Genomic DNA, 21,516 nt, shown 5'->3' on the forward strand with positions numbered 1-21,516 from the left:
GCACTCGCTTATTCGCCACCCGGCGAGCAGGACGCTGTCGAACCCGTCACCGGGCGGAACGGACGCTCGGTTGCGTGCCGACGCGCCGCTGGCCTATCCTCTGCGCGAGGCATGCTGGACGCGACGACAGCCGCGGAAGACAGCGGCGACGGGCGACGGGCGACGCCGGCCGCCGCCGGCTACCCGGGGGTCGCGCGCGGGCTCGTGCTCGGGCGCTACGTCGTCCTCGGCCCGCGCGGCACCGGGGCGATGGGCGTGGTCTACGATGCCTACGATCCAGAACTCGACCGCAAGGTCGCGCTCAAGCTCCTTCGCTCTCACGATGGCGCGTCGACCTCGCGGATGATCCGCGAGGCCCGCGCTCTGGCGAAGCTCTCGCACGCCAACGTGGTCACGGTCCATGATGTCAGTTGGGTCCCCACTGCCGAGACGAGCGACGAGCTCCTCTTCATCGCCATGGAGCTGGTCGAAGGCGTCGATCTCGGCCGCTGGCTGGCGGCGAGACGACGGAGCTGGCCGGAGATCCGACGGGCGTTCGTCGCCGCCGGTCGCGGGCTGGTCGCCGCCCACGAGGCGGGGCTGGTCCACCGCGACTTCAAGCCGGCCAACGTCCTCGTCGGCAACGACGGCGTGGTCAAGGTCGCGGACTTCGGCCTCGCCGCGCCGACCGGCTCGGTGGCGGCGCCGTCCCTCGACGGCGACGAGAGCCTGGGCGGCGTCGTCGGCACGCCGCGCTACATGGCGCCCGAGATCCACGCGGGAGGGGCCGCCGACGCCCGCGCCGATCTCTACGCGTTCTGCATCGCCCTCTTCGAGGCGCTCCACGGCGCGCCTCCCTTTGTCGGCGCGGGCGAAGCGGAGCTCGTCGCCGCCAAGCGACGCTCGCTCCCTCGACCACCGACCGGCGGCATCGGACCGCCGCACCTCCATCGCCTCTTGGCTCGCGGGCTCGCGGTCGATCCCGCGGACCGTCATCCGTCGATGGCGGCGCTCCTCGAGGAGCTGGAGTCGGAGCCCTCCTGGCGAAGGCTCCGAGGAGCGCTGTCGCTGACCGCCGCCGGGCTCATCGCCGTGTCCGCGGCGGCCTTCTGGCCCACCGCGCCGTCGCCCGAGGTGCTGGCCCGCCGGCAGATCGACGAGGTCTGGTCGCCGGCGGCGAAGGAGCAGCTCCGCCGGGCGACCACGAAGAGCGAGCGGTCCTTCGCCGAGGCCAGCGCGACGACGGTCGAGCGAACGATCGACGCGTACGCCGAGGCCTGGATCGCCGGCTACGTCGACGCCCACCGGGCGAGCGCACGTGGTGAGCACTCGACCACGCTCCTCGACCTCCGCCTGTCGTGCCTCCGCCGCCGTCTCGCCGCGCTCCAGGCCCAGATCCAGGTGCTCGCCAGCGCGGACGACGAGGTCGCCCTGAAAGCCGTCGACGCGGTCGCCCGACTGCCGTCCGTCGATCGCTGCGCCGATCTCGAGGCGTTGCGCTCGCGGGTCGAGGTGCCGGAGAGTCCGACGGCCATGGCCGCGGTCGCCGAGCTCCGCCAACGTCTGGTCGAGGTCGACGCCCTCGAGCGCGCTGGCTCTTACCAGGAAGGCCTCCGCAAGGCGACCCGCGCCCGCGCGGACGCGCTGGCCCTCGCTAGCGATCACCCGCCGGTGCTCGCCGAGGCGCTCCTGCGCCACGGCCTCCTCGCCGAGCGGACCGGCGACTTCGCCACGGCGGAGACCGAGCTGGTCACGGCTGCCGAGCTCGCCGAGTCCGTCGGCCACGATGAGATCGCTACGGTCGCGGCCGCGGAGCTGCTCTTCGTCGTCGGTTATCGGCGCCAGCGCCCCGCGGAGGCGCTCCTCTGGGCCCACCACGCTCGCGCGCTCACCCGCCGCGCCGGCGCCGACCCAGAGCACCGGGCGCTGCTCCTCGGCTACCTGGGGAATGTCCACGAGACGGCGGGCCGCCACGACGAGGCCGAGGCCGCCTACGGCGAGTCGATCGCGATCTACGAGGCGGAGCGCGGCGAAGATCACCCGTTGACGGCGCTCGTCCGGAGCGACCTCGCCAACCTCCATTACCGCCGTGGAAAGCACGCGGTGGCGATCGCCGGGCACCGACGCGCGCTCGCCGATCTCGAGCGCTGGCTCGGTCCAGAGCACCCCGAACTGACGTACCCACTCCTCGGTCTCGGCACCGATCTGGCGGTGATCGGTCAGCTCGATGAGGCCCGCGCGGTCGTCGGGAGGGTGCTGACCATTCGTGAGCAGGCCCTGGGCGCCGAGCACCCGGACGTGGCGATCGTCCACAATAACCTGGGCTCGATCGACTCGCGCAGGCGGGCCTGGCCGGAGGCGCTGGCGCACTACGAGCGAGCGCTGGCGATCTGGCAGCGCGAACTTGGAGCTTCGGATCCCAGCGTCGCCCTGGCGCTCGGCAACATCGCCACTCTTCACTTCAAACAGAGCCAGTACCGCGAGGCCGCCGCTCGCTACGAGGAGATCCTCGCCATGACCAAGGACTCCGTCGACGCGACGCACCCGCAGGGCGTGGCCGTCCGGTACAACCTCGGCAACGCCTTGCGCAAGCTCGGCCGCTGTGACGAGGCCGCGCGGGTCCTCGCCGAGGTCCGCGCGCTCGTCGAGGCGAGCGGCGACGCTGGCTCACCGACGGGGACGGCGATCCTCGTCGGCCTCGCCACCGCCGAGCGCTGCCGAGGTCGCCTGGACGAGGCGCTGCGGGCTGGGGCTTTGGCCCTCGGTCACCTCGCGGCGGCGGAACCCTCGACCCTGCGCTCGACCTCGATCGCCGCTGTTCGGATCACCCTCGCGGAGGTCGAGCTCGAGCGCGGCGATCCGCGTGCGGCCGCCGAACACCTCGAGCGCGCAGCCGAGGCCGGGCCGGAGGTCCGCCTCCGACCGCTCCTCGATCTCGCCCGGGCCAAGCTGCTCTGGAGGACAGGTAAGCGCCCCGAGGCGCGAGCACTCGCCCTCGCTGCACGGGCCGGGCTCGCGCGCAGCGAGCCGGAGGGCTCCATGGACCTCGACGGCGCCGACCGCTGGCTCGCCGAGCACCCGGGCTGAGCTCACTCGGTCGCCAGCTCCCCGGCGAGGGCGAGCGCCCGGGTGAGGGCGGCGCGCGAGCTGATCCCGAGGCGGGCGTAGATGTGGTCGAGGTGGCTGGTGACGGTCCGGGGACTCAACCCGAGCTTCTCCGCGATCTCCGTGTTGGTCATCCCGGTGGCGACGAGGCGCGCGACCTCGAGCTGGCGCGGGCTCAGCGGCAGGGGTTCGCGCTGGCGCGCCGCCGTGGGCACGTCCTCGAGGGCGAGCTGGAGGACCACCTCCGGCCCGAGCTGGATCTGGTCGCCTTCGCGGACGGCACTCAGGCCCACGCGGGTGCCGTTGACGAACGTACCGTTCGTGGAGTCGAGGTCGAGGATCGAGATCAGGCCGCCGCTCGCCAGGAGGAGCTTGGCGTGCAGGCGCGACAGGCCTCGATCCTCGAAGCGGAGCGTCGCGCTCGCGTCGCGTCCGATCGTCGACTCGCGGCGATCGAGCACGAACGCCTCGCCGCGGCGCTTGCCGACGATCACCCGAATGAGCGGTCGCGCGGTTGTTCGCCGGTGGATCGTCACCGGACGGAGGGTCGTGTCGTCGTCGGTCATGACGCCCCATGAAGCTACACGCTGCGCGAGGCCCACCGCCACCCCGTTTCGCAGCGGGTTCGGGTATCGCCGTCGCGCGTCGCGTCCGCGGCCGGACCACGAGGTGCGACGGCGTCGTATCAGTACACCGAGACAGGACCCGCGGTCACCGGCGCTTCGTCGTCGCCGATCGTCGTGACATTGGCGTGGCCGAGCTTCCCGTAGGTGCCGCTGCCCCAGCAGCGCAGCCCGCCGCCCGCCAGGATCGCGCAGGTGTGATGGCGGCCGGCGGTCACGGCCACTGCGACTCCGCCGAGGTTGACGTTGCCCGCGGACGCCGGCGTCTCGTTGTCGCCGATGTTGTTCGTGTTGCCGTACCCGAGCCGGCCCTCGGCGCCGGAGCCCCAGCAGCGCACCCCGCCGTTCATCAGCAGGGCGCACGTATGGTGCCAGCCGGCCGTGATCTGGACGACCACGCCGCCGACGTCGAGGTTGCCCGCGGACGCCGGGGTCTCGTTGTCCCCGATCGTCTTCGTGTTGCCGTAGCCGAGCTCGCCGCTGGCGCTGGCGCCCCAGCAGCGCACGCTGCCGTTCTCCAGCAGGGCGCAGGTGTGCGTCTGTCCGGCGGCGACCTGCTTGACCGCGCCGCCGACGTTGACGTCGCCCGCGGTCGACGGCACCTCGTTGTCCCCGATCGAATTGACGTTGCCGTAGCCGAGCTGACCGTCCGACCCACGACCCCAGCAGCGGACCTTGCCGCCGGCCACCAGCGCGCACGTGTGATCGTCGCCGGCGCTGACATCGAGCACCTCGGCACCGACCTTCACGTCGCCGGCGGCCGCGGGCGCCTCGGTGTCGCCGATGTTGTTGAGATTGCCGTAGCCGAGCCGTCCGGCGCTGCCGGCGCCCCAGCAGCGGACCTTGCCGCCGCTCACCTGCACGCAGGTGTGCAGATCGCCCGCGGTGACCTTGACGACGTTGGCGCCGACGTTGATCACGCCGACGCTCGCCGGTGTCTCGTTGTCGCCGATACTATTGGTATTGCCGTAGCCGAGCCGGCCCGAGCCGCCCGCGCCCCAGCAGCGCACGCCGCCTCCCGTGAGCACCGCGCACGCGTGTTGGTCGCCGGCGCTGACCTGTAGCGCCGTCGCGCCGACCTGGACGTCGCCGGCCGCCGACGGCGCCTCGTCGTCGCCGATGGACGTCAGGTTGCCGTAGCCGAGTCGGCCGCCGTCTCCTGCGCCCCAGCAGCGCACCCGACCGCTCGCCGACAGGGCGCAGGTGTGCTCACCGCCCGCCTCGACCGCCCGGAGCGTCGGCGAACAGTCGGCCTCGCAGCCGTCGCCGTTCGCGCCGTTGCCGTCGTCGCAGCTCTCCGCGCCGGCGAAGAGCAGGCCGTCGCCGCAGACCCCCGCCTTGCAGGTGCTCGTGCACGCCGCCGAGTCCGAGTTCGCGGCGCCCTCGTCGCACTCTTCCACGCCCGTCTGGATGACGCCGTCCCCGCATTCGGCGACCGTGCACGCGGCCGTGCACGCGTCGGTGTCGACCACGTTGCCGTCGTCGCACGCCTCCACGCCCGCCTGCACGATCGCGTCCCCGCACGCGGCCTCCTCGCACGCGGCGGTGCACGCGTCGGTGTCGAGCTCGTTGCCGTCGTCGCACGCCTCGATCCCCGCCTGCACCGCACCGTCCCCGCACGAGGCGAGCAAGCAGGTGGTGAGGCACGCGTCGGTGTCGACTGGATTGCCGTCGTCGCACTCCTCCACGCCCATCTGCACCACACCGTCGCCGCACGTCGCCGAGGTGCACGTATTGGTGCAACCGTCGGCGTCGTTCATGTTGCCGTCATCGCACAACTCGCCGGGTCCGACGATCCCGTCGCCGCAGGCTGCGGCCTTGCAGGCGTTGGTGCACGCGTCCGCGTCGTCCGCGTTGCCGTCGTCGCACGCCTCGACCCCGACCTGCACCACCCCGTCCCCGCAGACCGCGGCCGTGCAGGCGTTGGTGCACGCGTCCGCGTCGTCCGCGTTGCCGTCGTCGCACGCCTCGATCCCCGCCTGCACCGCCCCGTCTCCGCACGACGCGGCCTTGCAGGTGCCGAGACACGCGTCGGCGTCGTCCGCATTGCCGTCGTCGCATGCCTCGACCTCCGCCTGCGCCACCCCGTCCCCGCACGATGCGGCCTTGCAGGTGTTGAGACACGCGTCGGAGTCGTCCGCGTTGCCGTCGTCGCACTCCTCGATACCCTGGACGATGCCGTCGCCGCACGAGGTCGAGGCGCACGCGCTGGTGCAGCCGTCGGAGTCGTCCGCGTTGCCGTCGTCGCACAGCTCGCCGGGACCGACGATTCCGTCGCCGCACGCCGCTTCCGCGCACGCGTTGGTGCAGCCATCGGAGTCGTCCGCGTTGCCGTCGTCGCACGCCTCGCCGGGCTGGACGATGCCGTCGCCGCACACCGCCTCGCCGCCTGTGCTCGTGTCGCCCGTTCCCGTCCCGGACTCCGACGAGCCGGTCGTCTCCGCGCCCTCCGTCGGGGTCGCCTCGGTCGAAGCGCCCGCCCCGGTGGTCGAGGTCACCTCGGTCGAAGCGCCCACCCCGGTGGTCGAGCTCACCTCGGTCGCGCTGCCGTCCGCCCCCGGATCCGTGGACCCACAGCTCGCCGCGAGGCTCAGGCCGAGGAGGCAGGCCGCCGCCGCGGGAGCGAAGTGAATCGAGAAGTTCATGCTACGTGCTTTCATGGGTCGGGCGAACTATCACGGATCGCCCGATCGATGCATCGAAAATTACCGCTCTGCGCGGACCCGTGCTTGCACCATAGCATGATCTCGACAGTCCGCATGCTCGGGCCCGGTCGTCTTACGTGGCCGTTGCAATGCAATCGACACCACCGGGCCAGATCGGAGATCTCGCCCGCCCATGCGGCGCGTCGTTCCGGCCGGTCATTTCGCCTCACATGCTGGCAAAGACGGCGCGCTCGATCGCCAGCGCCGCCACGCACGCGTGTCAGCTCACGACGCCCGGTCGCCGCGTACGCAATTCGTCCGATGGCGACCTTCGCCTCGCCGCCTAGTGTCTGCGCTGCGGCTCCGGGTGCGCCCGGGCGGCTGGGCAGTCATGATGCCCACATTGTTTCATTCGACATACGTATCCCTCGTCCTCGCCTTCCGGCGCGCGCGGGCCCGTCAGTCCCACCGAGACCGCGACGTCGACCGGCGACGATTCGACGAGAACCGGCACCAGCACGACGAGTGAGGCGCCCACGACCGAGGCGCCGACCACCGCGGGTCCACGGGCCCGACGCTCTCCGTCGCCCGCACAGCCGCACCTCAGTCCCACGAGCATGTACGACGATCTGCACAAATCCCTGGGGAAGCCCGAGAACCGCATGCTTCCCGACGAATCGTTCCTGACGAGCGATCTGGCCCAGGCCGACGAAGGTCTGCTCGAGCTCTGGAAGAGTGATGGCTGGTCGCGGTACAGGGACGGCTTGTTCTGGACCGTGGACCCTCGCGAATTCTCGGGCTTGTCGAACGACTGGACCGTCGTTCCCGGCGACGCGATCGTGTTCGCCAGGAACGCGTTCGCGGACCTGTATTTTCTGAGCGAAGGAAACACCCGATTGCTGGACGGGCAATGGGGGCGCATCCTCGATCTCGGTCCTGATCCGTCCGTGTTCCTCACCTTCGGGTTGAAACCGCGCAATCGGGGCAACCTACTACGCGAGAAGATCTTCAAGGCTGTCCACAAGAGGCTCGGCACCCTGGAGGCCGACGAGTGCTATGGGCTGTTTCCGGCGCTCCCACTGGGCGGCAATGACGAAGATCCGGCTGCCTACAAACGGGTCAAGCTGCAGGGCTACCTGCGCATACTCGCTCAATCTCATGCCTAGTACAGCCGCTCCGAAGTTCTCCAGGGGTTCGCGGGACCCTCTCTGCGGGGGGTCCAGCCGAAGTTACCGGGGAGTATCTCGAAGCGACACTCCTCGTCCATCCGCTTAACAAGATCGATCTGGCCATGCAAAAACTCCCCCCCTTTGCTCTCCTTTTCGCGTTGCTCGCCGCCTGTTCGGGAAGCCCCGGCGAGACTACCGCCAACGAACCCACCGCGGGCACCGAAACCGCGGGCACCACGGCCGCCAGCGAGACGGGGAGTACCACGCCCACGACCACGCTGGCGACCGCGGGGACCGAGACGACTGTCAGCCCAACCACGGCGGGCGACACCACCACAGTGGACACCAGCACGGGTCCTGACACCGATACCGGCGCCTCCGAAGACTGCGCCCCCGACGATACACGAGCCTGCTACAGCGGCCCGGACGGCACCGAGGGCGTCGGCCAGTGCAAGGCCGGCGAACAACAATGCGGTCCGGACGGGACCTGGGAATTGTGCATCGGCGAGGTCGTGCCGGCGCCCGAGAGCTGCGACCTGGCCGGCGACGAGGACTGCGACGGCGCCGACCCCTGCATGGGCGAGGGCACCGTGGGGTGGAGCCGTATCTTCGGCGGTCCGACAGAGGATTACGGCAAAGGCGTCGCCTTCGACGGCGCCGGTAACGTGGTGGTGGCCGCAACCTCGACGCAGTCGATCGACTTCGGTGGCGGGCCGCTGATCGGCGCGGGCGTCTACCCGGATTATGACGTGTACGTGGCCAAGTTCTCGCCCACCGGTGCCCACCTGTGGAGCAAGCGCTTCGGCGACGCGGACGACCAGGGCTTTCGGCTCGCGATCACGACGACCGCAGCCGGCGAGATCGTGATGGCCGGCGACGCCAGAGGCACGATCGACTTCGGCGGCGGCCCGCTGGTGAACGGGCCGAACCCCGGCGGCTTCCTCGTCAAGTTCACCGGCGACGGCGAGCACGCGTGGAGCAAGGCCATCAAGGGCGGCAAGGAATTCGAGCCGCACCTCGCGGTCGACGAGGGCGGCAACATCGTCCTCGCCGGCTCCTGCAGGAGCGACATCGACCTCGGCGGCGGTGTCATGGTCGCGGCCGGCGAGACCGACGTTTTTCTCGCCAAATTCTCGTCCGCCGGGGCGCACCAGTGGAGCCGCCGTTTCGGCGACTTACAGAGCCAGAGCGCCCACGGCGTCGGAGTCGACGGCGCCGCCAACATCTACGTGACCGGCGGGTTCCGGGGCGCGATCGACCCCGGCAGCGGCCCCCTCATCAGCGCCGGCGAGTTGGACATGTTCGTCGCCAAGTTCGACCCCGCGGGCGACGCCGTGTGGGGCGCGCGGTTCGGCGGCGCCGGCGACGAGTGGGGCGAAGGGCTGGTGGTCGACAGCAAGGATCGCATCACGATCACGGGGATGACGAACCAGAGCATCGACTTCGGCGGCGGGCCGCTCGTGACGCCCGACGCCGCGGGCGTGCTCGCCCAGTTCGACACCAGCGGGGCGCACCAGTGGAGCCGCCTGTTGTGCACCACCGGTCTCGGCAGGGCCCATATCGCCACCGACGGGTTCGACAGTGTCCTGCTCGCCGGGGTGGTCCAGGGCCAGTGCGACGTCGGCGGCGGTCTGCTGACCGCCGCCGACGAACTCGCCATCCTCGTCGCCAAGCTGACCCCCTCCGGCGATCACGTGTGGAGCAAGAGCTTCGGGGAAGTCGGTCAGCCGGGCGCGTCTGCCGTCGCCGGCTCCGCCGCCGGCGTCGTCGCCGCAACCGGCCGCATCTACGGCGCGGTCGATTTCGGCGACGGCCCGCAGACCAACACTTTTGGCTTCGAAGACGGCTTCATCGTCACCTTCAACCCGTGATGTCCATAGCACTCACCCTGGCGCTCGAGCAGGTTAAGCCGTTCACTGCACGTCGCGCTCGCGGGTTCGGAGTGAGACGCAAGGGTATCGCCGCGCGTCCGCGCGGACAACGTGCGCTTATCGCGCGCGCCTCCCAAAATAGATCGCGCGCGCCGATCAAGCGCCAGGAGGTCGACACTCGTCGGCTAGCCCCCGCGGCGCCCACCGAACGATTGACTGCGCGGCCTCCACGACCTGACCTCGGAACTGACCATGTTCGAAACTGCCTTCTCCTCGAGCCCCTCGTCCACAATGTCCACCGCCGTCGTGCTCGGCGGGCTGCTGTGCCTCATCGCCTGCGAATCGAAGGAAGACGCGACCGACGGCGGCGGGTCAGCGTTCGAAGAACAGCTCGCGGAGTGTCCCGTCCTTTCCCTCTCGAGCGATCCCTCTGCGGGCGCATGCCTTGCCGAAACCTACGAAGGAAAGACACCCTCGGGCGAGGCCTGCAGCCTTGAGCTGGGGGAGGGCGGTACTTACGAGTTTACGAGCCCATCCCTGGTGGTCTCGCACACGGCACCCGACAACACGATCTTCGTCTTCGATCACACGGTGGTGGGCGACTACGAGCAAATCGTGTGGAAAGTGTCCGATCCGACCTCTGTCGAGCCCTGGTATGACTTGGATTTTCAGGCTCGTTTCGGCACGGGAGTGCCCGATCTCGATTCGAAGATTCAATTCGAGGTTACCGAGCACGGGGAGAGCTCCACAAAAAGTGTTGTTTGCGTTGTCGAGCTTTGACGCCCCCGCACGCCAGGTCGCTCCGCAGCGCGGCGCCAATCGACGTGGTGAACGGCATCTGGCCCTGGCCGGCCTCCGCGACCTTCTCTGCTGCTGTCTCAAGCGCGGGTAAGGGTGGTCGCATTACTGTCGCGGCGGCGGAACAGTTTGGACTCGTCGAGCATCGCGCGGCGCGACGGCCCAATCATTACACCCGGCGAGGCACCGAGCACGCCGACCCGAAGCCGAGCTCGGCCGGCCTCGCGACTTCGGGGGACTCGCGCCAGGGAGCACGGTCCTGCAACGCCTGGCCCGTCCCCTGGAGTCGCTCGGGGGCGGGCGTGACGGCAGGACCTTGGGTTCGCGTCATGCACGACATCCAGGAGCTCTTCCAGCTCCATTTCCTCCGCGACGCCACCAACGTCGTCTTCATCGGCCCCAACGGCGTCGGCAAGACCATGCTCGCGCAGAACCTCGCGCTCCACGCCCTCGTCCTCGGTCACACCGCGCGCTTCGTCTCGGCCTCGGCCATGCTCACCGACCTCGCCGCGCAGGACGGCGCGCTGGCGCTGAGGCGCCGGCTCCGACGGCTGAGATAGCCCATCTCGTCGACGACCAGCAGCTCGGGCTTGGCGAATCGGCGGCAGGATCGGCGTGGACCTTGGCCTCGGCGGGGCCTCCGCCTTGGCCGTGTCGGCCCTGTCCGCATTGGCTCCGTCGGGCGATCCCGCGACGACCTCGGGCGAGCCGGCCGACGAGTCGCCCTACTTCCTCTTGAGCAACGACTTGGTGTTCAGTTTCAGGCTCCCCGCACATCCGAGAGCCAGCGACAGGAATGCGGAGATGACGACGAGCTTGTTCATGAACTCGACCTCACAAGGGTGTGGGCGCGAGGGATGTCCGCAACCATGCACATGACGCGATTGCGCGGTCTCCCCTGGCGCCCGCGAACACTACAAAGACGACCCGGTGGGACCATCCGGCGAATTGCGTAGGCCGACCGGCTGTTGGCCGTGAGCTGGCGCGCGGCGGCGTCGGGGCCAGGACGGGGGTGCGGCTCGAGGTACACGTTGCGCACCGCGGGAACGGGCACCCGGATCTTGACCTCGAAGCGTGGATGAGCCGCTCGATATCGTCGGTGCGCAGGTGTCGGGGACGGCTGTGCGCGCTGGCGCCGTGCGGTGGGCTCGTTGTCGGTCGAGCGCTGGTGGGCGCTGGCGCGGGGGGGCTCGCAACCCCGGAGCGGACCGAGTCGGCGTCCTTGTTCGGCCCGCGGCCATCGGTTATCCACGTGGACATGAGACTCAATGACTTGAACATCTTGGCGCAGATTCTGGCGGCGCTCGCCGTCGCTGCCGCCTGCGGGGAGTCGTCGGACGAGACGACCGGCGACTCCGGCACCGGTGGCTCGACGGCGTCGATGGAGACGGTCGGCGCGAGCACGGCGACGACCGGAGGTTCCACGGCGGGGTCGAGCACGGCACCGACCGAGGGCGGCGGGAGCGACGGAGAGACAACCGGCACCACGGCGCCCGCGACCGTGAGCAGCGACGGCGGCAACAACTGCGACGGCTTCGTCCAGCCGGGATGCGTGAGCAATGCCTGTCCAGAAGGACAATACTGCGAGTTCGAGTTCGGCTGCGCGCCCTCGAGCTGCGACTGCACCGTGAGCCCACCGGTGTGCGCAGACGACTGCGAGGGCGGGACCTGCATCGACGTCGAGGACGCGCGCTGCCAGCTCGGCGCGTGCGATCTGTACTGCGAGTTCGGCTTCATGGAGGGCGATGACGGGTGCCCGATTTGCGCGTGCGCCCCGCCACCCGGCTGCCTGTGCCAGACCGACGCGGACTGCGTGCGGATCACGTTCGGCTGCTGCGACTGCGCGCTCGGCGGGCTCGAGCTCGCGGTCGCCGAGCAGTGCGTGGACACGTTCGAGGCCTGCACGCCGCCGTCCGAGGCCGACGCCGACACCTGCGCGGGCGCCGATCAATGCACCGACCGACAGCCCGCCTGCGTCGCGCAGAAGTGCGTGTTGCAGTAGCGCCGACCGCGTCCGAGGCGCACGAACTACCGCCTGTGCGCTGTCAGCCCGCCGTCGAATGACGCCGCGGGTGCCCGCTTGCGAGATTCACCAAACGCGGCGGTGCCGTGCTCGACAGGTGATGCTGCCAGCCATGGAAGACGCTCGGCAGCGCCTTCACAGACCCTCCGACACGGGAACCTTCTCGAGGTGGGTGTGGTGACGTCGTGTCTTCTTGCTCGTGGGCGTCCTTTCCCTCGGCCGCCGCCGGGACGCTGGCCGGTCTTGGTGTCCGGGAGGTTGAAGAGGGCGTGCTGCCAGTCGATCATGGACCACTTGAGGTCCAGGATCTCGTCGCGTCGCAGGCCGGTGAGCGCGAGGAGCTGCAATGCCCAGACGGTCATCGGCTCGATGTGACCGCGGGTGGCTGGGCGACGCCGCAACCCTTCCTCGAGGACGGCCTGAAGATTGCGGCGCTCCTCCGGGGTCAGGAAGCGCTCGACCTCGCGTGAGCCGTAGCGTCGGGACCCGTCCACTGGATTTCGGATGTTGGCCAGGCGGCAACCTCGAGCAGATCAAGCAGTGCGTCCTCGGCCGTTGCGCGGCGGTGTTCGACGAGCCGGGGCTGGCCGAGCTGGCCGCCGGCTGCGAGTGGTACGTGCAATGGTACGAGGCGGCCGACAACCCGAACCTGCATTATCAAGAGGTCGCCTGCCCGCCGCAGCTGGTGGCGATGTCCGGCATCGACCGCGGTCCGCTCGGCGACATCCAGGCCTGCAAGGGCGGCGGCGGCAACTGCTCGCAGGAAGAGATGGACAACTGCGACTTCGGCTGGACGAACGGCGGGCAGAACTGCGGGCAGGACGACGGCTCGTGCTGCTGGACGGCCTGCTGCGGGCGGTGAGGCGGCGCCGCCGCGGGGATGGGTATCGCGGCGCCGTTGAGCAGCGCGCCGCGCTGCGAATCGTCGCCGTCTGCAATGATACGTATCGCGGCAGCGGGCCGCTGCGACGCGATGCATCGCGGCAGCCGCGGTGATGCCGAAACGGTCGCTCAGCCGTCGGCCAGCACGGCGGCGAGGATGTCCCGGGTGCGCGTCCACAGCAGCGCGCTGCCGGCCTCAGGATCGATCACGTGCGGCGCGGCGCGCAGCCGGCGGGCCAGGGTGACGCCGTGGTCGGGCGAGTGTACGGGGCTCGTGTCCTGGGCGCCGTACCAGAGGTGTACCGGCGCGGCGATGTCCTCGACGGCGAACGGCCACGGGGCCAGGGCGATGGCGAGGTCGCGGGCGTAGCCGCGGGGGCCCTGGGCGAAGCCTTCGACCAGGCTCTGGCGAAACAGCGGGGCGAACGGCGGCCGTTCGTAAGCGGCGCGATCGGCGGGACCGCTCATCACCCGCGTCATGGTCGACAGCCAATCGGCGCTGGCAATCGCGGCGATGTCGGCCTCGAATCGGACGTGGTCGGTGCGCGCCGCGTCGACCATGACGGCGACCTCGGCCGGCAATTGGCGATACACGTCCGGAAACGTCAGCTCGTCCTGGCCGGAGACGATCGCGGCGGCGCGCACCAGGCCGCCGGCCGCGAGAGCGAGCGCGAACGGAGCCCCCTGCGAGAAGCCGATCACCGGTAGGTCGGCGAACCCGCGCGCCTCGGCCAACGCGCCGAAATCGGTGGCGACGCTGAAGAGCGTCTTGCGACGATCGGGGCTCGAGCCGCCGAGGCCCGGGCGATCGACGACGATGAGACGCACATCGAGCGCCGCGAGCACCTCCCGGTCGAGCCCGAGCGCGCTGCTCATGCCGGCGCCAGTGCAGAGGAGCACCGGCCTACCGCGCTCCGGGCCCCACTCGCGCCACGCGAGCACTCGCCCGCCGGCGAGCGTCAAGCGATCGCTGCGCTCGGCGGGGCCGACCTCGATGGCGGGAAGGGGAGCCTGCATGATGGTGCGAGCTGCGTAACGCGTCGGAGGCGGGACCGCAAGCGCTCACTGCGGCACGAGCACGCTGACGCTGTAGGCCGGCATCTCGTAGAGGGAGGCGTTGGTGGCCGCGAGAGCGAGATCTGTCCCGGAGGTCAGCTCGGGCTGGGGTCCGGTCAGTTGCCACACGGCGACGCTCGAGTAGTCGGCGTAGGCGGCGAGGGTGACGGCGGCGGTCAGCGGGCCCAGGAGGACGCCGCCCGGCGGCGGCCCGCCGAGCCGCGAGGAGGCCGTGGTCCGGCTGCTGCCCGACAACTCGATCGAGATCCGGCGAGTGGTGCCGTACGGCAGCGACGAGCATGCGCGCCTCTTGCCGCTCGCGGCTTCACGCCGCGACGGGCCGCGTAGGCCAGAACCCAAAGGCCCGCCGGTTCGCTGGCGGGCCTCGCTCGGTGTGCGCGCCGAGGCTGCGCTCGGCGCTCGCCCGGCGGCCCTACTGATCGTCCTCATCGTCGGGGACGCGGTAATTGGGGTCCCGCGTGAGCGTTTCGTCGTCGATGATTGCTGGGCCCCGGGGCCGCAGTTGCTCGGCCGTCGGCCGTGCGAGTGCCAGCGCGAGCTACCGGGCGGCGTCCTCTGGGACGCCGAGCGGGATGCGGGCTCGGCCGTCGAGTAATTTTCACGGCCGTCCGCTAGACGATGAGGGGGAGTCCCACCACGGTTTGTGCCCCGTGGCGTCGCCAATATGCTGACGCCACGGTTCACTCAAAGGAGACGCTCGATGCTGTTCTTCACTGCTGTCACGAACTTCCTCCAGGCCGCGCTCTTCAGCACCCTCGCCGTCAACTCCCCGGATGTCGTCGCCCCCGAACCTGAAGACGACGCCCTCGAAGCCATTGAACGGGCCTGGTACGAGTGCTCGGCGGCATGGATCGACGGGAAGCGGCAGGTGGCGCGGGTCAGGGTCAGGCCCGGGGATCCGGACACGTGCATGCGGGAAAAGCTTGGTTACGAGGACACGGGCTATCGGGTTTCTTGCATCCAGTTGTCGAAGGCGATCGGTTGCACCAAAATGGTGGACCTCGGCTAAAGCGCTGCTCGCCGCGACAAACCTCCCGACGACCTTCCTCGGTCATTGATCACGCCGCGGGCCACTCGAGGCTCGCGGCGGCCCGCCGCGGGTTTCAAGGATCGCGCGGATCGACGACCAGCGCCTCACTGTCACCCCGCTCTGCCGCTGCGCCGGCTCGTAGCCTCGCCTGGCTTTGCTGGGGCGCCTGATCAAGCTCAGGCTGGCCGGCACGTCGCGTCGATCGCCCCGCAGGTGATCGTGCCGGTCTTGAGGTCCGCGCTCGTGACGGCCGACGCCGGCGAGCTGTTCGCGGCGCTCTCCGAGGACCTCTCGCGGACGATGGGCGGCATCAGCGGGATCCTGCTCGCCAGCTTCGCCGCGGCGGTCGGCGCCTGCGTCGGCGCGACCGCCGATTGGCCCGCCGCGCTCGCCGAGGGTGTCCCGTCGCGTGCGCGAGTGCGGCGGCGCCGCGCCCGGCGATCGCACCATGCTCGACGCGCTCGTGCCAGCGATCGCCGCGCTCCAGCGGAGCGGTGACCTCACCGCTGCCGCCCACGCCGCCGCCGAAGGAGCCGCACGCACGGCCAGCATGGCGCGAGCCAGCGCGGGCCGCTCGAGCCACGTCCGCGAGGAGGCGCTGCGCGGCGTGCCCGACCCGGGAGCGACCGCCGTCGCAGTGGTGTTCGCGGCCGTCGCCGCGGTCATGAAGACGGCCGAGTCGCCGCCGACCCGCCGGTAGCGACCGGGCCGCGGCCGACCGGGCCTGCCGAGCGGCCGGGCCAGTGACGCGCGAGACGGATGCACGCGTGTGCCGTGATCACGCGGCAGGCCCCGAGCCGCGCTGGCGGGACGCCCCGCACGGCCCTGCTCATCGGGAGATCGGCCCCGAGCACGACGAGGCGCCCGCGACTTCCGGCCTGCGCCGCGCTCACGGCCCGAACACGGCGACGAAGCCGTCGTACCCGCCCTTGCTGGTAGACGGGCCGCCGCCGAAATTGATCCCGCCCCAGTACTCGCCGCACACGGCCACCGCACCGGTCGTCGACGCGGCGACGCCGAGCCCCGACTGCGAATCGTCGTCGCCGAAGTGATCACTCCACACGTGATTGCCGGCGGGCCCGAGCTTGAGCGTGAACACGTCGCTGCCGCCGTTGTTCGGCAGCAGGCCGCCGCCGAGGTCGACCGGGTCGTTGAAGTATCCGGTCAGCAGCAGGTTGCCGAGCGGGTCGCTGGCGATCGCCCACGGCAGCGCCGGGTCCTCGGCATTGCCGAGAAACTTCGACCAGCGGTGCGCGCCATCGGCCTCGAGCTGCACCACGAAGCCGCCGAGGTTCGCCGCCATCAGCGGTCCGCCGCCGAAGTCGAGCGAGCCGTCGAACACGCCGACTGCCGTGATGCGCCCGCTGGGTGCGAGGGTCAGGTCGAGCAGCTGCTGGACGTCTGCGTCGCCGTAGCGGGCGGCCCAGATCGCGTTGCCGATCGTGTCGTAGCGGACGAGGAACGCGTCGTCGTTGCCCATGCTGACCAGCATGCCGTTGCCCGGGTTCATCGCGCCCGCGAAGAAGCCGCCGACGATGACCTCGCCGGCCGGGTCGATCGCCAGCGCCCGGACGGTCTGAGTGTCCGAGTCGCCGAAGCGCAGGCTCCACACGTGCTCGCCGGCGCCCGTGAATTTGCCGACGAACCCGTCGATGCCGACCCCAGTCGCGACCATCTTGCCGCCGCCGAGGTCGAGCCCGCCGCGGAAATGACCGCCGAGCACGATCTCACCGTTGGCGCCGATCACCACGTCGTTCGGCTGCACGGAGGTCTCGGTCTCGAACGACTTGCTCCACACGTGCGAGCCGTCCCCCTTGAGCCGGGCCATGAACGTGGCGGGCATGAACTGGTGCGGCAGCGGGCCGCCGCCGAGATCGATCTGGCCCAGGTAACCGCCGGCCACCACGATGTCACCCCCCGGATCGACCGCCAGCGCCCAGCCGTACTCGAACTGCGCCTCGTCGTCGCCGTAACGCTTGCTCCACACGTGGGCGCCGTCGGGGGCGTACTTGGCGAGATACAGGTCGTGGCCGCCCGCGCTGACCAGCGGCCCGCCGCCGAGATTCACGGTGCCGACGCCCGACGCCGCCACGATCAGCGCACCGGTCGCGTCGAAGCCGAGCCTGACCCCGCGCTGCGCCCCGCTGTCGCCCCACACCTTGTGCCACGCGTAATTGCCGTCGCCCGCGCACGGGTCGAGCCCGTCGCAGTCCTCGTCGCCCGGCGTCTCGCAGCTCTCCGGCGCCGGCACGACCTCGCCGACGCACGCGCCCCACGTGCCCTCGCCGTCACACGTCGAGACCCCCGCCTTGCACAGGCCGACGCCCTCGGTCGCGTCCGGTCCGCCGTAACACGGCTGCTCGTCGCCGGCGCGGCACGGCATCGATTCGGTGGTCGTGCCGTCGGTCGTGCCGTCGGTCGCGTCGCTCGTCGCGGTCAGATCCTCGGTCGTGCCGACGGTCGTGGCGTCGGTGTCACTGCCGGGGTCCGTGGTCGGGCCCTCGCTGGTCGGGCCTTCGCTGGTCGGCACGGGCTCGCTGGTCGGCACGGGCTCGCTGGTGTTCGCGGTGGTCTCCCCGGTCGGGTCCGTCGCCGTCGTGGTGGCTCCGCTGTTCGTGGTGCTGTCCGTCTCGCCGATCTGGCTGGTCTCGCCGGGATCGGCGTTGCAAGCCAGGAGGTAGATCGGGAGGGGGAGGCACCATAACGCCGTTCGCATGGCGGGCCTCATACCTGCTCGCCCGGGTCGACACAACGGTGTATCTCGCGCGCGAGGGTCGACGCCGCGCTCTTCGTCGATCACGGTCGGCAGCAGGGCGCGGCACGGCGCCTGCAGATCCGCCACACGCCGAGCGCCAGCGCCAGCGCAGCGACCCCCGCGCTCGTGAACGCGACGGGCCGCACGAACGGCGCCGCGCTGTGCGAGACCCCGCACCGAGGCCGAAGCTCGCGAGATACGCGGCGACGCACATGGGGCACTTGGCGACCAGCAGCGATAGGTCCCTCGTAGCGCAAAATGCGGGCGTACAGCGCCGACAGCATGATCCTCAACAACGCGATCTGGTTGTGGGTTGTCTGCGGATCATAGTCTCTCGCAGTTCCTTCGTGAATGTACTGTCCTCGCAACATCCCGAGCACATCCATCTCCGCCGTCCAAGGTAGTCCCAGGCTCTTGAAGGCCCCTCGTACCTTGGACGGCTCCGTGGACAAGCCGCGAACAGTGTCGATGAATGTCTCCTCGTTGCCGGGGGTCGCAAACTTCTTGATCTCGTCGGAATGCTCAGCAACCCATTCGGACCACCCCGAATGGTCTGCGAGTTTGGCTTCTCTTTGGGAATGAGTCCGTGGACCATCCCATATCTCACTAGAGATTCCAGAGCGATCCATCCGTGTGAAGAGTTCGACTCGACGACCTCAAGCGCCGCGACTTCTCGCGCGTGCTCTACCACTGGGATTGCACCTGAGGGCCTTTAGGCCATCGACGGGCACTCGCGGATGTACAGGCCGAGGTAGAGGTAGCGGAGGCCCCAGGCGCGGCACAGCTCGAGCTGCTTCTTCATGATCGAGAAGACGCCGGGAGACAGCGGCTCGAGGCCCCCGTTGTAACCCTCGCTGCTGCTGCCGGCCTCGGCCAGCATGTCCTTGAAGACCCAGCAAGAGTGCATGGGGCCGGTCTCGGCGGCGAGCGCGAGCGCATGTGCGAGAAGCCGGCTCGCAAGCGCGGCCAGAGTGGCCGCGGAGACGGGGGAGCGGTGTTGTGCAGGAGGTGGATGTCCGAGCGCGCGGAGAACACGCGGGTCCAGCAGCGGAGCAACTGCGCGATCGCAGCACCGAGTGGGGCGAGCGGGCAAAGATTCGCGAAGCCCGGTGGCCGAGGCGAAGGGACGTAATGCCGGTGAGCGGCGGCGCGCCAGGCGGCATCCGAGCGTGGCTTGGCACTCCTCGGATTCCGGGCTATATGGCGCCCCCTTTGACACGCGCCCAACCCTCTCCGGCCGCTCAGCCTCGCTTTCGGACGCGTGCCTCATGACTGCCATCCGACTCAGGGTCTTCGCCTTCCTGCTGCTGCTGCCGCTGGGGCTGACCCTCCTGCCGACGCTGCAGCTCTATCGCGTGCACGTGAGTCGGGACGAGCAGCGCGAGCTCACGCGGGGCGCGCAGCAGGCTCAGGAGCGCCTGCAGTCCGAGGGCGTTGCCGCCGCTCCCCGAGCCGAGGGCCGCCTCACCCGCGACACCGAGAAGCTTCAGGAGCTCGTCGCCGGCAACGAGCGACTGGCCGAGCGGGAGGTCTTGGCGTGGCTGGGCTTCGGGGTGGCGCTGGCCGCGTTCGTGGTGGGGTGCGGACTGCTGCTGCTTATCCGCCGTGACAGCCGCCGCGCACAGGCCTCCTTCGAGACCCTGCTCGCAACGCTGGGCCCGGGTTGGAGAGCCGTCTCGCGCGGGGTGCTCCTGCACGTCGCGCTCATGCTCGGGGCCATGGTCGCCATGGGTCTCTACGAGGTGTCGTGGTCGTGGAGCCACTTCGCCTCGGTGGGGTGGATGCCGCTCGTGTTCCTGCTGCCGCTGTGGGGCGCGATCATCGCCACGAGCCGGCTGATGCTGCGCTCGGCCCGCTCACTCGCCCAGCTTCCCCCGCTCAGTCTGGAGCTGCTCGGACGGGTCCTTCCCGCCGACGTCGCGCCGGGGCTCTGGAGGTGGGTGCGCCAGATCGCGGAGCGGGTCGGCGCCCCGATGCCGGATCACGTCGTGGTGGGCCTCTCGCAGGGCTTCTTCGTCACCAGCACTCCGGTGTGCATGCTGCCCCGCCGGCAGGAACTCAGCGGGCGCACCCTGTACCTTCCTCTCACGTTCCTCAGCGTCCTGAGCCGCGACGAGGCCGCCTCGATCGTGGGCCACGAGCTTGGCCACTTCGCGATGCAGGACACCGAGCGTGGCGTGCAGCTCTCCGTCACCCATCGCCGCATGCAGCAGGGGATCGAGCGCCTCGCCGCACAGGAGGAAGAGGCGCCCAGCCTCTTCAACCTACCTGCGCTGTGGACCTCGATCGTCTTCCTCGAGCAGTTGGACCGCGCGTACTTCCACTTCAGCCGCGAGCACGAGCTGCGCGCCGATGCGATCGGCGCGCGCGTGGAGGGCCCCGAGGCCTGTGCCGCGGCGCTCCTTCGCGTGACCGCGCTCGCCGAGCACGTGGATCGGGCGCTCGAGGCCTCTCAGCGGGAGGCGGGCGTCAACGCCGTCGACGCGCTCGTAGAGGCGCTCCAGCTGCATCCGATCGAGCTGCCGGAGGAGATCCTCGACCACACGCTCGCGCACCCCATCGACACGCACCCGCCGACGCGCGTGCGGATTGAGGCGCTCTCGGTCCCTCTGGACGCGGTGCTGATCCAGCGCGCGGTCCGAAGGCCCAGCGCGTCCGATACCTCGTGGTTCCAGTCCCTGCTCGACAGCCCATCCAGGGCCGCCTGAGCGCTTCGCCGTTCCCCCCCATCCGGAGCACCAGATGTCCCAGCCGACCCAGCGCCCTCAGGGCCTCGCCCAGTCCCTCAGCGACGAGCTTCACCAGTCCAGTCAGTCCGATCGCGCCGAGACCATTCGCGAGCTTCAGGCGATCATCGACGCCGCTCCTGAGCGCAGCAACTTCACCGACACCAAGAAGATCCTGGTGGGGGCCGCCCTCGGCGCGGTGGTGTGCCTCGGCCTCGCCGCGGCCCTCGCTGGCAACCCCGAGGTGAAGGCTGCCGCGCCCATCGGTCTCGGCGCCCTCGGCGTGTTCGGCGCCATCGTGGCCTTCCAGCACCGCAAGGACGGCAACAAGGTCCTCATGACCCTGACCCGTACCGAGCTGCTGGCCTCGAACCTCTCGGCGCCGTTTCCGCTCAGCGCGATCCACGGCGTCGAGCTGGTCGACGCGACCCACACGTACACCAATCTCCACGTGGACGCGGATGCGAAGCTCCCCCAGGCCACCCGGCAGCGCGGGTTCCTCCCCTGCCAGGTGCTGGTTTTTGACAAGGGCAAGGACCGCAAGCTGGTGCTCGCTTCGGCGGGCTTGTGCGTGAACGGCAAGAAGCTGAGCCTCGAGGAGGGGGTCGAGCTCATCGAGCTGCACCTCGGCGCCGCCCAGGCCTCTCGCGAGCTTGCGGCCTTGAAGAAGGGCTGAGCTCGATGCGCTCGGCGCACTGGGCTCTCTGGCGGGGTGGCGCTCTCGATCCGCGGGAGCTAGGTGCAGGCCGACGAGCGAACGCTGCGCGGTGGCTAGCGAAGAGCCGGGGCGACCTCAAGGAGGACACCCTGAAGCTACTTCGGGAACGCCTGGA

General features: G+C 70.3%; 19 protein-coding genes. 12 read left to right on the plus strand and 7 right to left on the minus strand.

From position 1 onward, the window contains the following. The first annotated feature begins 111 nt into the window (after positions 1-111). On the plus strand, positions 112-3,066 hold the full coding sequence (locus OV090_RS12945; protein WP_267703915.1) for a serine/threonine-protein kinase: 2,955 nt from the start codon (positions 112-114) through the stop codon (positions 3,064-3,066). Positions 3,067-3,068: 2 nt separating this feature from the next. On the opposite strand, the gene OV090_RS12950 is transcribed toward OV090_RS12945, so the two are convergent. Together OV090_RS12950 and OV090_RS12955 are read right to left on the minus strand one after the other, a co-directional pair. After that, positions 3,069-3,650, minus strand: coding sequence for a LuxR C-terminal-related transcriptional regulator (locus OV090_RS12950; RefSeq protein ID WP_267703916.1), 582 nt, complete (start codon positions 3,648-3,650; stop codon positions 3,069-3,071). Positions 3,651-3,769: 119 nt separating this feature from the next. Continuing rightward, entirely contained in the window at positions 3,770-6,367 is a 2,598-nt protein-coding gene (locus OV090_RS12955; RefSeq protein ID WP_267703917.1) for a DUF4215 domain-containing protein, read from the minus strand. A 602-nt stretch (positions 6,368-6,969) separates the two neighbouring features. Here OV090_RS12955 and OV090_RS12960 point away from each other — a divergent pair. From OV090_RS12960 to OV090_RS12990, 7 genes are all read left to right on the plus strand, one after another. Then, entirely contained in the window at positions 6,970-7,518 is a 549-nt protein-coding gene (locus OV090_RS12960) for a T6SS immunity protein Tdi1 domain-containing protein (protein WP_267703918.1), read from the plus strand. Between the two features lie 161 nt (positions 7,519-7,679). Further along, positions 7,680-9,392 carry an SBBP repeat-containing protein gene (locus OV090_RS12965; protein WP_267703919.1) on the plus strand — a complete coding sequence of 571 codons (1,713 nt, stop codon included), beginning with the start codon at positions 7,680-7,682 and terminating at the stop codon, positions 9,390-9,392. A 252-nt stretch (positions 9,393-9,644) separates the two neighbouring features. Beyond that, positions 9,645-10,172 carry a hypothetical protein gene (locus OV090_RS12970; RefSeq protein ID WP_267703920.1) on the plus strand — a complete coding sequence of 176 codons (528 nt, stop codon included), beginning with the start codon at positions 9,645-9,647 and terminating at the stop codon, positions 10,170-10,172. A 347-nt stretch (positions 10,173-10,519) separates the two neighbouring features. Further along, the gene (locus OV090_RS12975) at positions 10,520-10,750 is read left to right on the plus strand and encodes an ATP-binding protein (RefSeq protein ID WP_267703921.1); all 231 of its coding nucleotides are present in this window, start codon (positions 10,520-10,522) and stop codon (positions 10,748-10,750) included. A 698-nt stretch (positions 10,751-11,448) separates the two neighbouring features. Further along, entirely contained in the window at positions 11,449-12,192 is a 744-nt protein-coding gene (locus OV090_RS12980) for a hypothetical protein (protein WP_267703922.1), read from the plus strand. 206 nt (positions 12,193-12,398) lie between these two features. Next, entirely contained in the window at positions 12,399-12,683 is a 285-nt protein-coding gene (locus OV090_RS12985; protein WP_267703923.1) for a hypothetical protein, read from the plus strand. Further along, positions 12,680-13,075, plus strand: coding sequence for a hypothetical protein (locus OV090_RS12990; RefSeq protein WP_267703924.1), 396 nt, complete (start codon positions 12,680-12,682; stop codon positions 13,073-13,075). Before OV090_RS12985 ends, OV090_RS12990 begins: the two co-directional genes overlap by 4 nt. A gap of 149 nt (positions 13,076-13,224) precedes the next feature. On the opposite strand, the gene OV090_RS12995 is transcribed toward OV090_RS12990, so the two are convergent. Both OV090_RS12995 and OV090_RS13000 read right to left on the minus strand, forming a co-directional pair. Continuing rightward, positions 13,225-14,112: an alpha/beta hydrolase gene (locus OV090_RS12995; protein ID WP_267703925.1), complete on the minus strand. Its 888-nt coding sequence runs from the start codon at positions 14,110-14,112 to the stop codon at positions 13,225-13,227. Between the two features lie 45 nt (positions 14,113-14,157). Further along, positions 14,158-14,406 (minus strand): hypothetical protein, encoded by a 249-nt coding sequence (locus OV090_RS13000; protein ID WP_267703926.1) that lies wholly within the window; start codon positions 14,404-14,406, stop codon positions 14,158-14,160. Positions 14,407-14,872: 466 nt separating this feature from the next. On the opposite strand from OV090_RS13000, the gene OV090_RS13005 reads away from it, so the two are divergent. Next, positions 14,873-15,181, plus strand: a complete 309-nt coding sequence (locus tag OV090_RS13005) for a hypothetical protein (protein WP_267703927.1) — start codon at positions 14,873-14,875, stop codon at positions 15,179-15,181. 197 nt (positions 15,182-15,378) lie between these two features. Here the strand turns inward: OV090_RS13005 and OV090_RS13010 are convergent, their stop codons facing one another. Then, positions 15,379-15,513: a hypothetical protein gene (locus OV090_RS13010; protein WP_267703928.1), complete on the minus strand. Its 135-nt coding sequence runs from the start codon at positions 15,511-15,513 to the stop codon at positions 15,379-15,381. Positions 15,514-15,599: 86 nt separating this feature from the next. On the opposite strand from OV090_RS13010, the gene OV090_RS13015 reads away from it, so the two are divergent. Further along, on the plus strand, positions 15,600-15,902 hold the full coding sequence (locus OV090_RS13015; RefSeq protein ID WP_267703929.1) for a DAK2 domain-containing protein: 303 nt from the start codon (positions 15,600-15,602) through the stop codon (positions 15,900-15,902). A 189-nt stretch (positions 15,903-16,091) separates the two neighbouring features. Here OV090_RS13015 and OV090_RS13020 read toward each other — a convergent pair whose 3' ends face one another. Then, complete coding sequence (locus OV090_RS13020) at positions 16,092-17,918, minus strand: hypothetical protein (RefSeq protein WP_267703930.1); 1,827 nt, start codon at positions 17,916-17,918, stop codon at positions 16,092-16,094. Positions 17,919-18,669: 751 nt separating this feature from the next. After that, positions 18,670-18,864, minus strand: a complete 195-nt coding sequence (locus OV090_RS13025) for a hypothetical protein (RefSeq protein ID WP_267703931.1) — start codon at positions 18,862-18,864, stop codon at positions 18,670-18,672. Between the two features lie 361 nt (positions 18,865-19,225). Between OV090_RS13025 and OV090_RS13030 the strand changes: the two genes are divergently transcribed. Further along, on the plus strand, positions 19,226-20,665 hold the full coding sequence (locus OV090_RS13030) for a M48 family metallopeptidase (protein ID WP_267703932.1): 1,440 nt from the start codon (positions 19,226-19,228) through the stop codon (positions 20,663-20,665). 34 nt (positions 20,666-20,699) lie between these two features. Continuing rightward, positions 20,700-21,359, plus strand: coding sequence for a hypothetical protein (locus OV090_RS13035; RefSeq protein ID WP_267703933.1), 660 nt, complete (start codon positions 20,700-20,702; stop codon positions 21,357-21,359). The last annotated feature ends 157 nt before the right edge of the window (positions 21,360-21,516 follow it).

The sequence above is a fragment of the Nannocystis sp. RBIL2 genome, from assembly GCF_026626745.1.
Taxonomy (GTDB): domain Bacteria; phylum Myxococcota_A; class Polyangia; order Nannocystales; family Nannocystaceae; genus Nannocystis.

Coding starts and splice junctions, on each gene's coding strand:
- OV090_RS13005 (WP_267703927.1), top strand. CDS start 14,873: ATGCTGTTCTTCACTGCTGTCACGAACTTCCTCCAGGCCGCGCTCTTC.
- OV090_RS12975 (WP_267703921.1), top strand. CDS start 10,520: ATGCACGACATCCAGGAGCTCTTCCAGCTCCATTTCCTCCGCGACGCC.
- OV090_RS13025 (WP_267703931.1), bottom strand. CDS start 18,864: ATGCACTCTTGCTGGGTCTTCAAGGACATGCTGGCCGAGGCCGGCAGC.
- OV090_RS13035 (WP_267703933.1), top strand. CDS start 20,700: ATGTCCCAGCCGACCCAGCGCCCTCAGGGCCTCGCCCAGTCCCTCAGC.
- OV090_RS12970 (WP_267703920.1), top strand. CDS start 9,645: ATGTTCGAAACTGCCTTCTCCTCGAGCCCCTCGTCCACAATGTCCACC.
- OV090_RS12960 (WP_267703918.1), top strand. CDS start 6,970: ATGTACGACGATCTGCACAAATCCCTGGGGAAGCCCGAGAACCGCATG.
- OV090_RS13020 (WP_267703930.1), bottom strand. CDS start 17,918: ATGCGAACGGCGTTATGGTGCCTCCCCCTCCCGATCTACCTCCTGGCT.
- OV090_RS12995 (WP_267703925.1), bottom strand. CDS start 14,112: ATGCAGGCTCCCCTTCCCGCCATCGAGGTCGGCCCCGCCGAGCGCAGC.
- OV090_RS12980 (WP_267703922.1), top strand. CDS start 11,449: ATGAGACTCAATGACTTGAACATCTTGGCGCAGATTCTGGCGGCGCTC.
- OV090_RS12945 (WP_267703915.1), top strand. CDS start 112: ATGCTGGACGCGACGACAGCCGCGGAAGACAGCGGCGACGGGCGACGG.
- OV090_RS13010 (WP_267703928.1), bottom strand. CDS start 15,513: ATGCCGCCCATCGTCCGCGAGAGGTCCTCGGAGAGCGCCGCGAACAGC.
- OV090_RS12950 (WP_267703916.1), bottom strand. CDS start 3,650: ATGACCGACGACGACACGACCCTCCGTCCGGTGACGATCCACCGGCGA.
- OV090_RS13030 (WP_267703932.1), top strand. CDS start 19,226: ATGACTGCCATCCGACTCAGGGTCTTCGCCTTCCTGCTGCTGCTGCCG.
- OV090_RS12955 (WP_267703917.1), bottom strand. CDS start 6,367: ATGAAAGCACGTAGCATGAACTTCTCGATTCACTTCGCTCCCGCGGCG.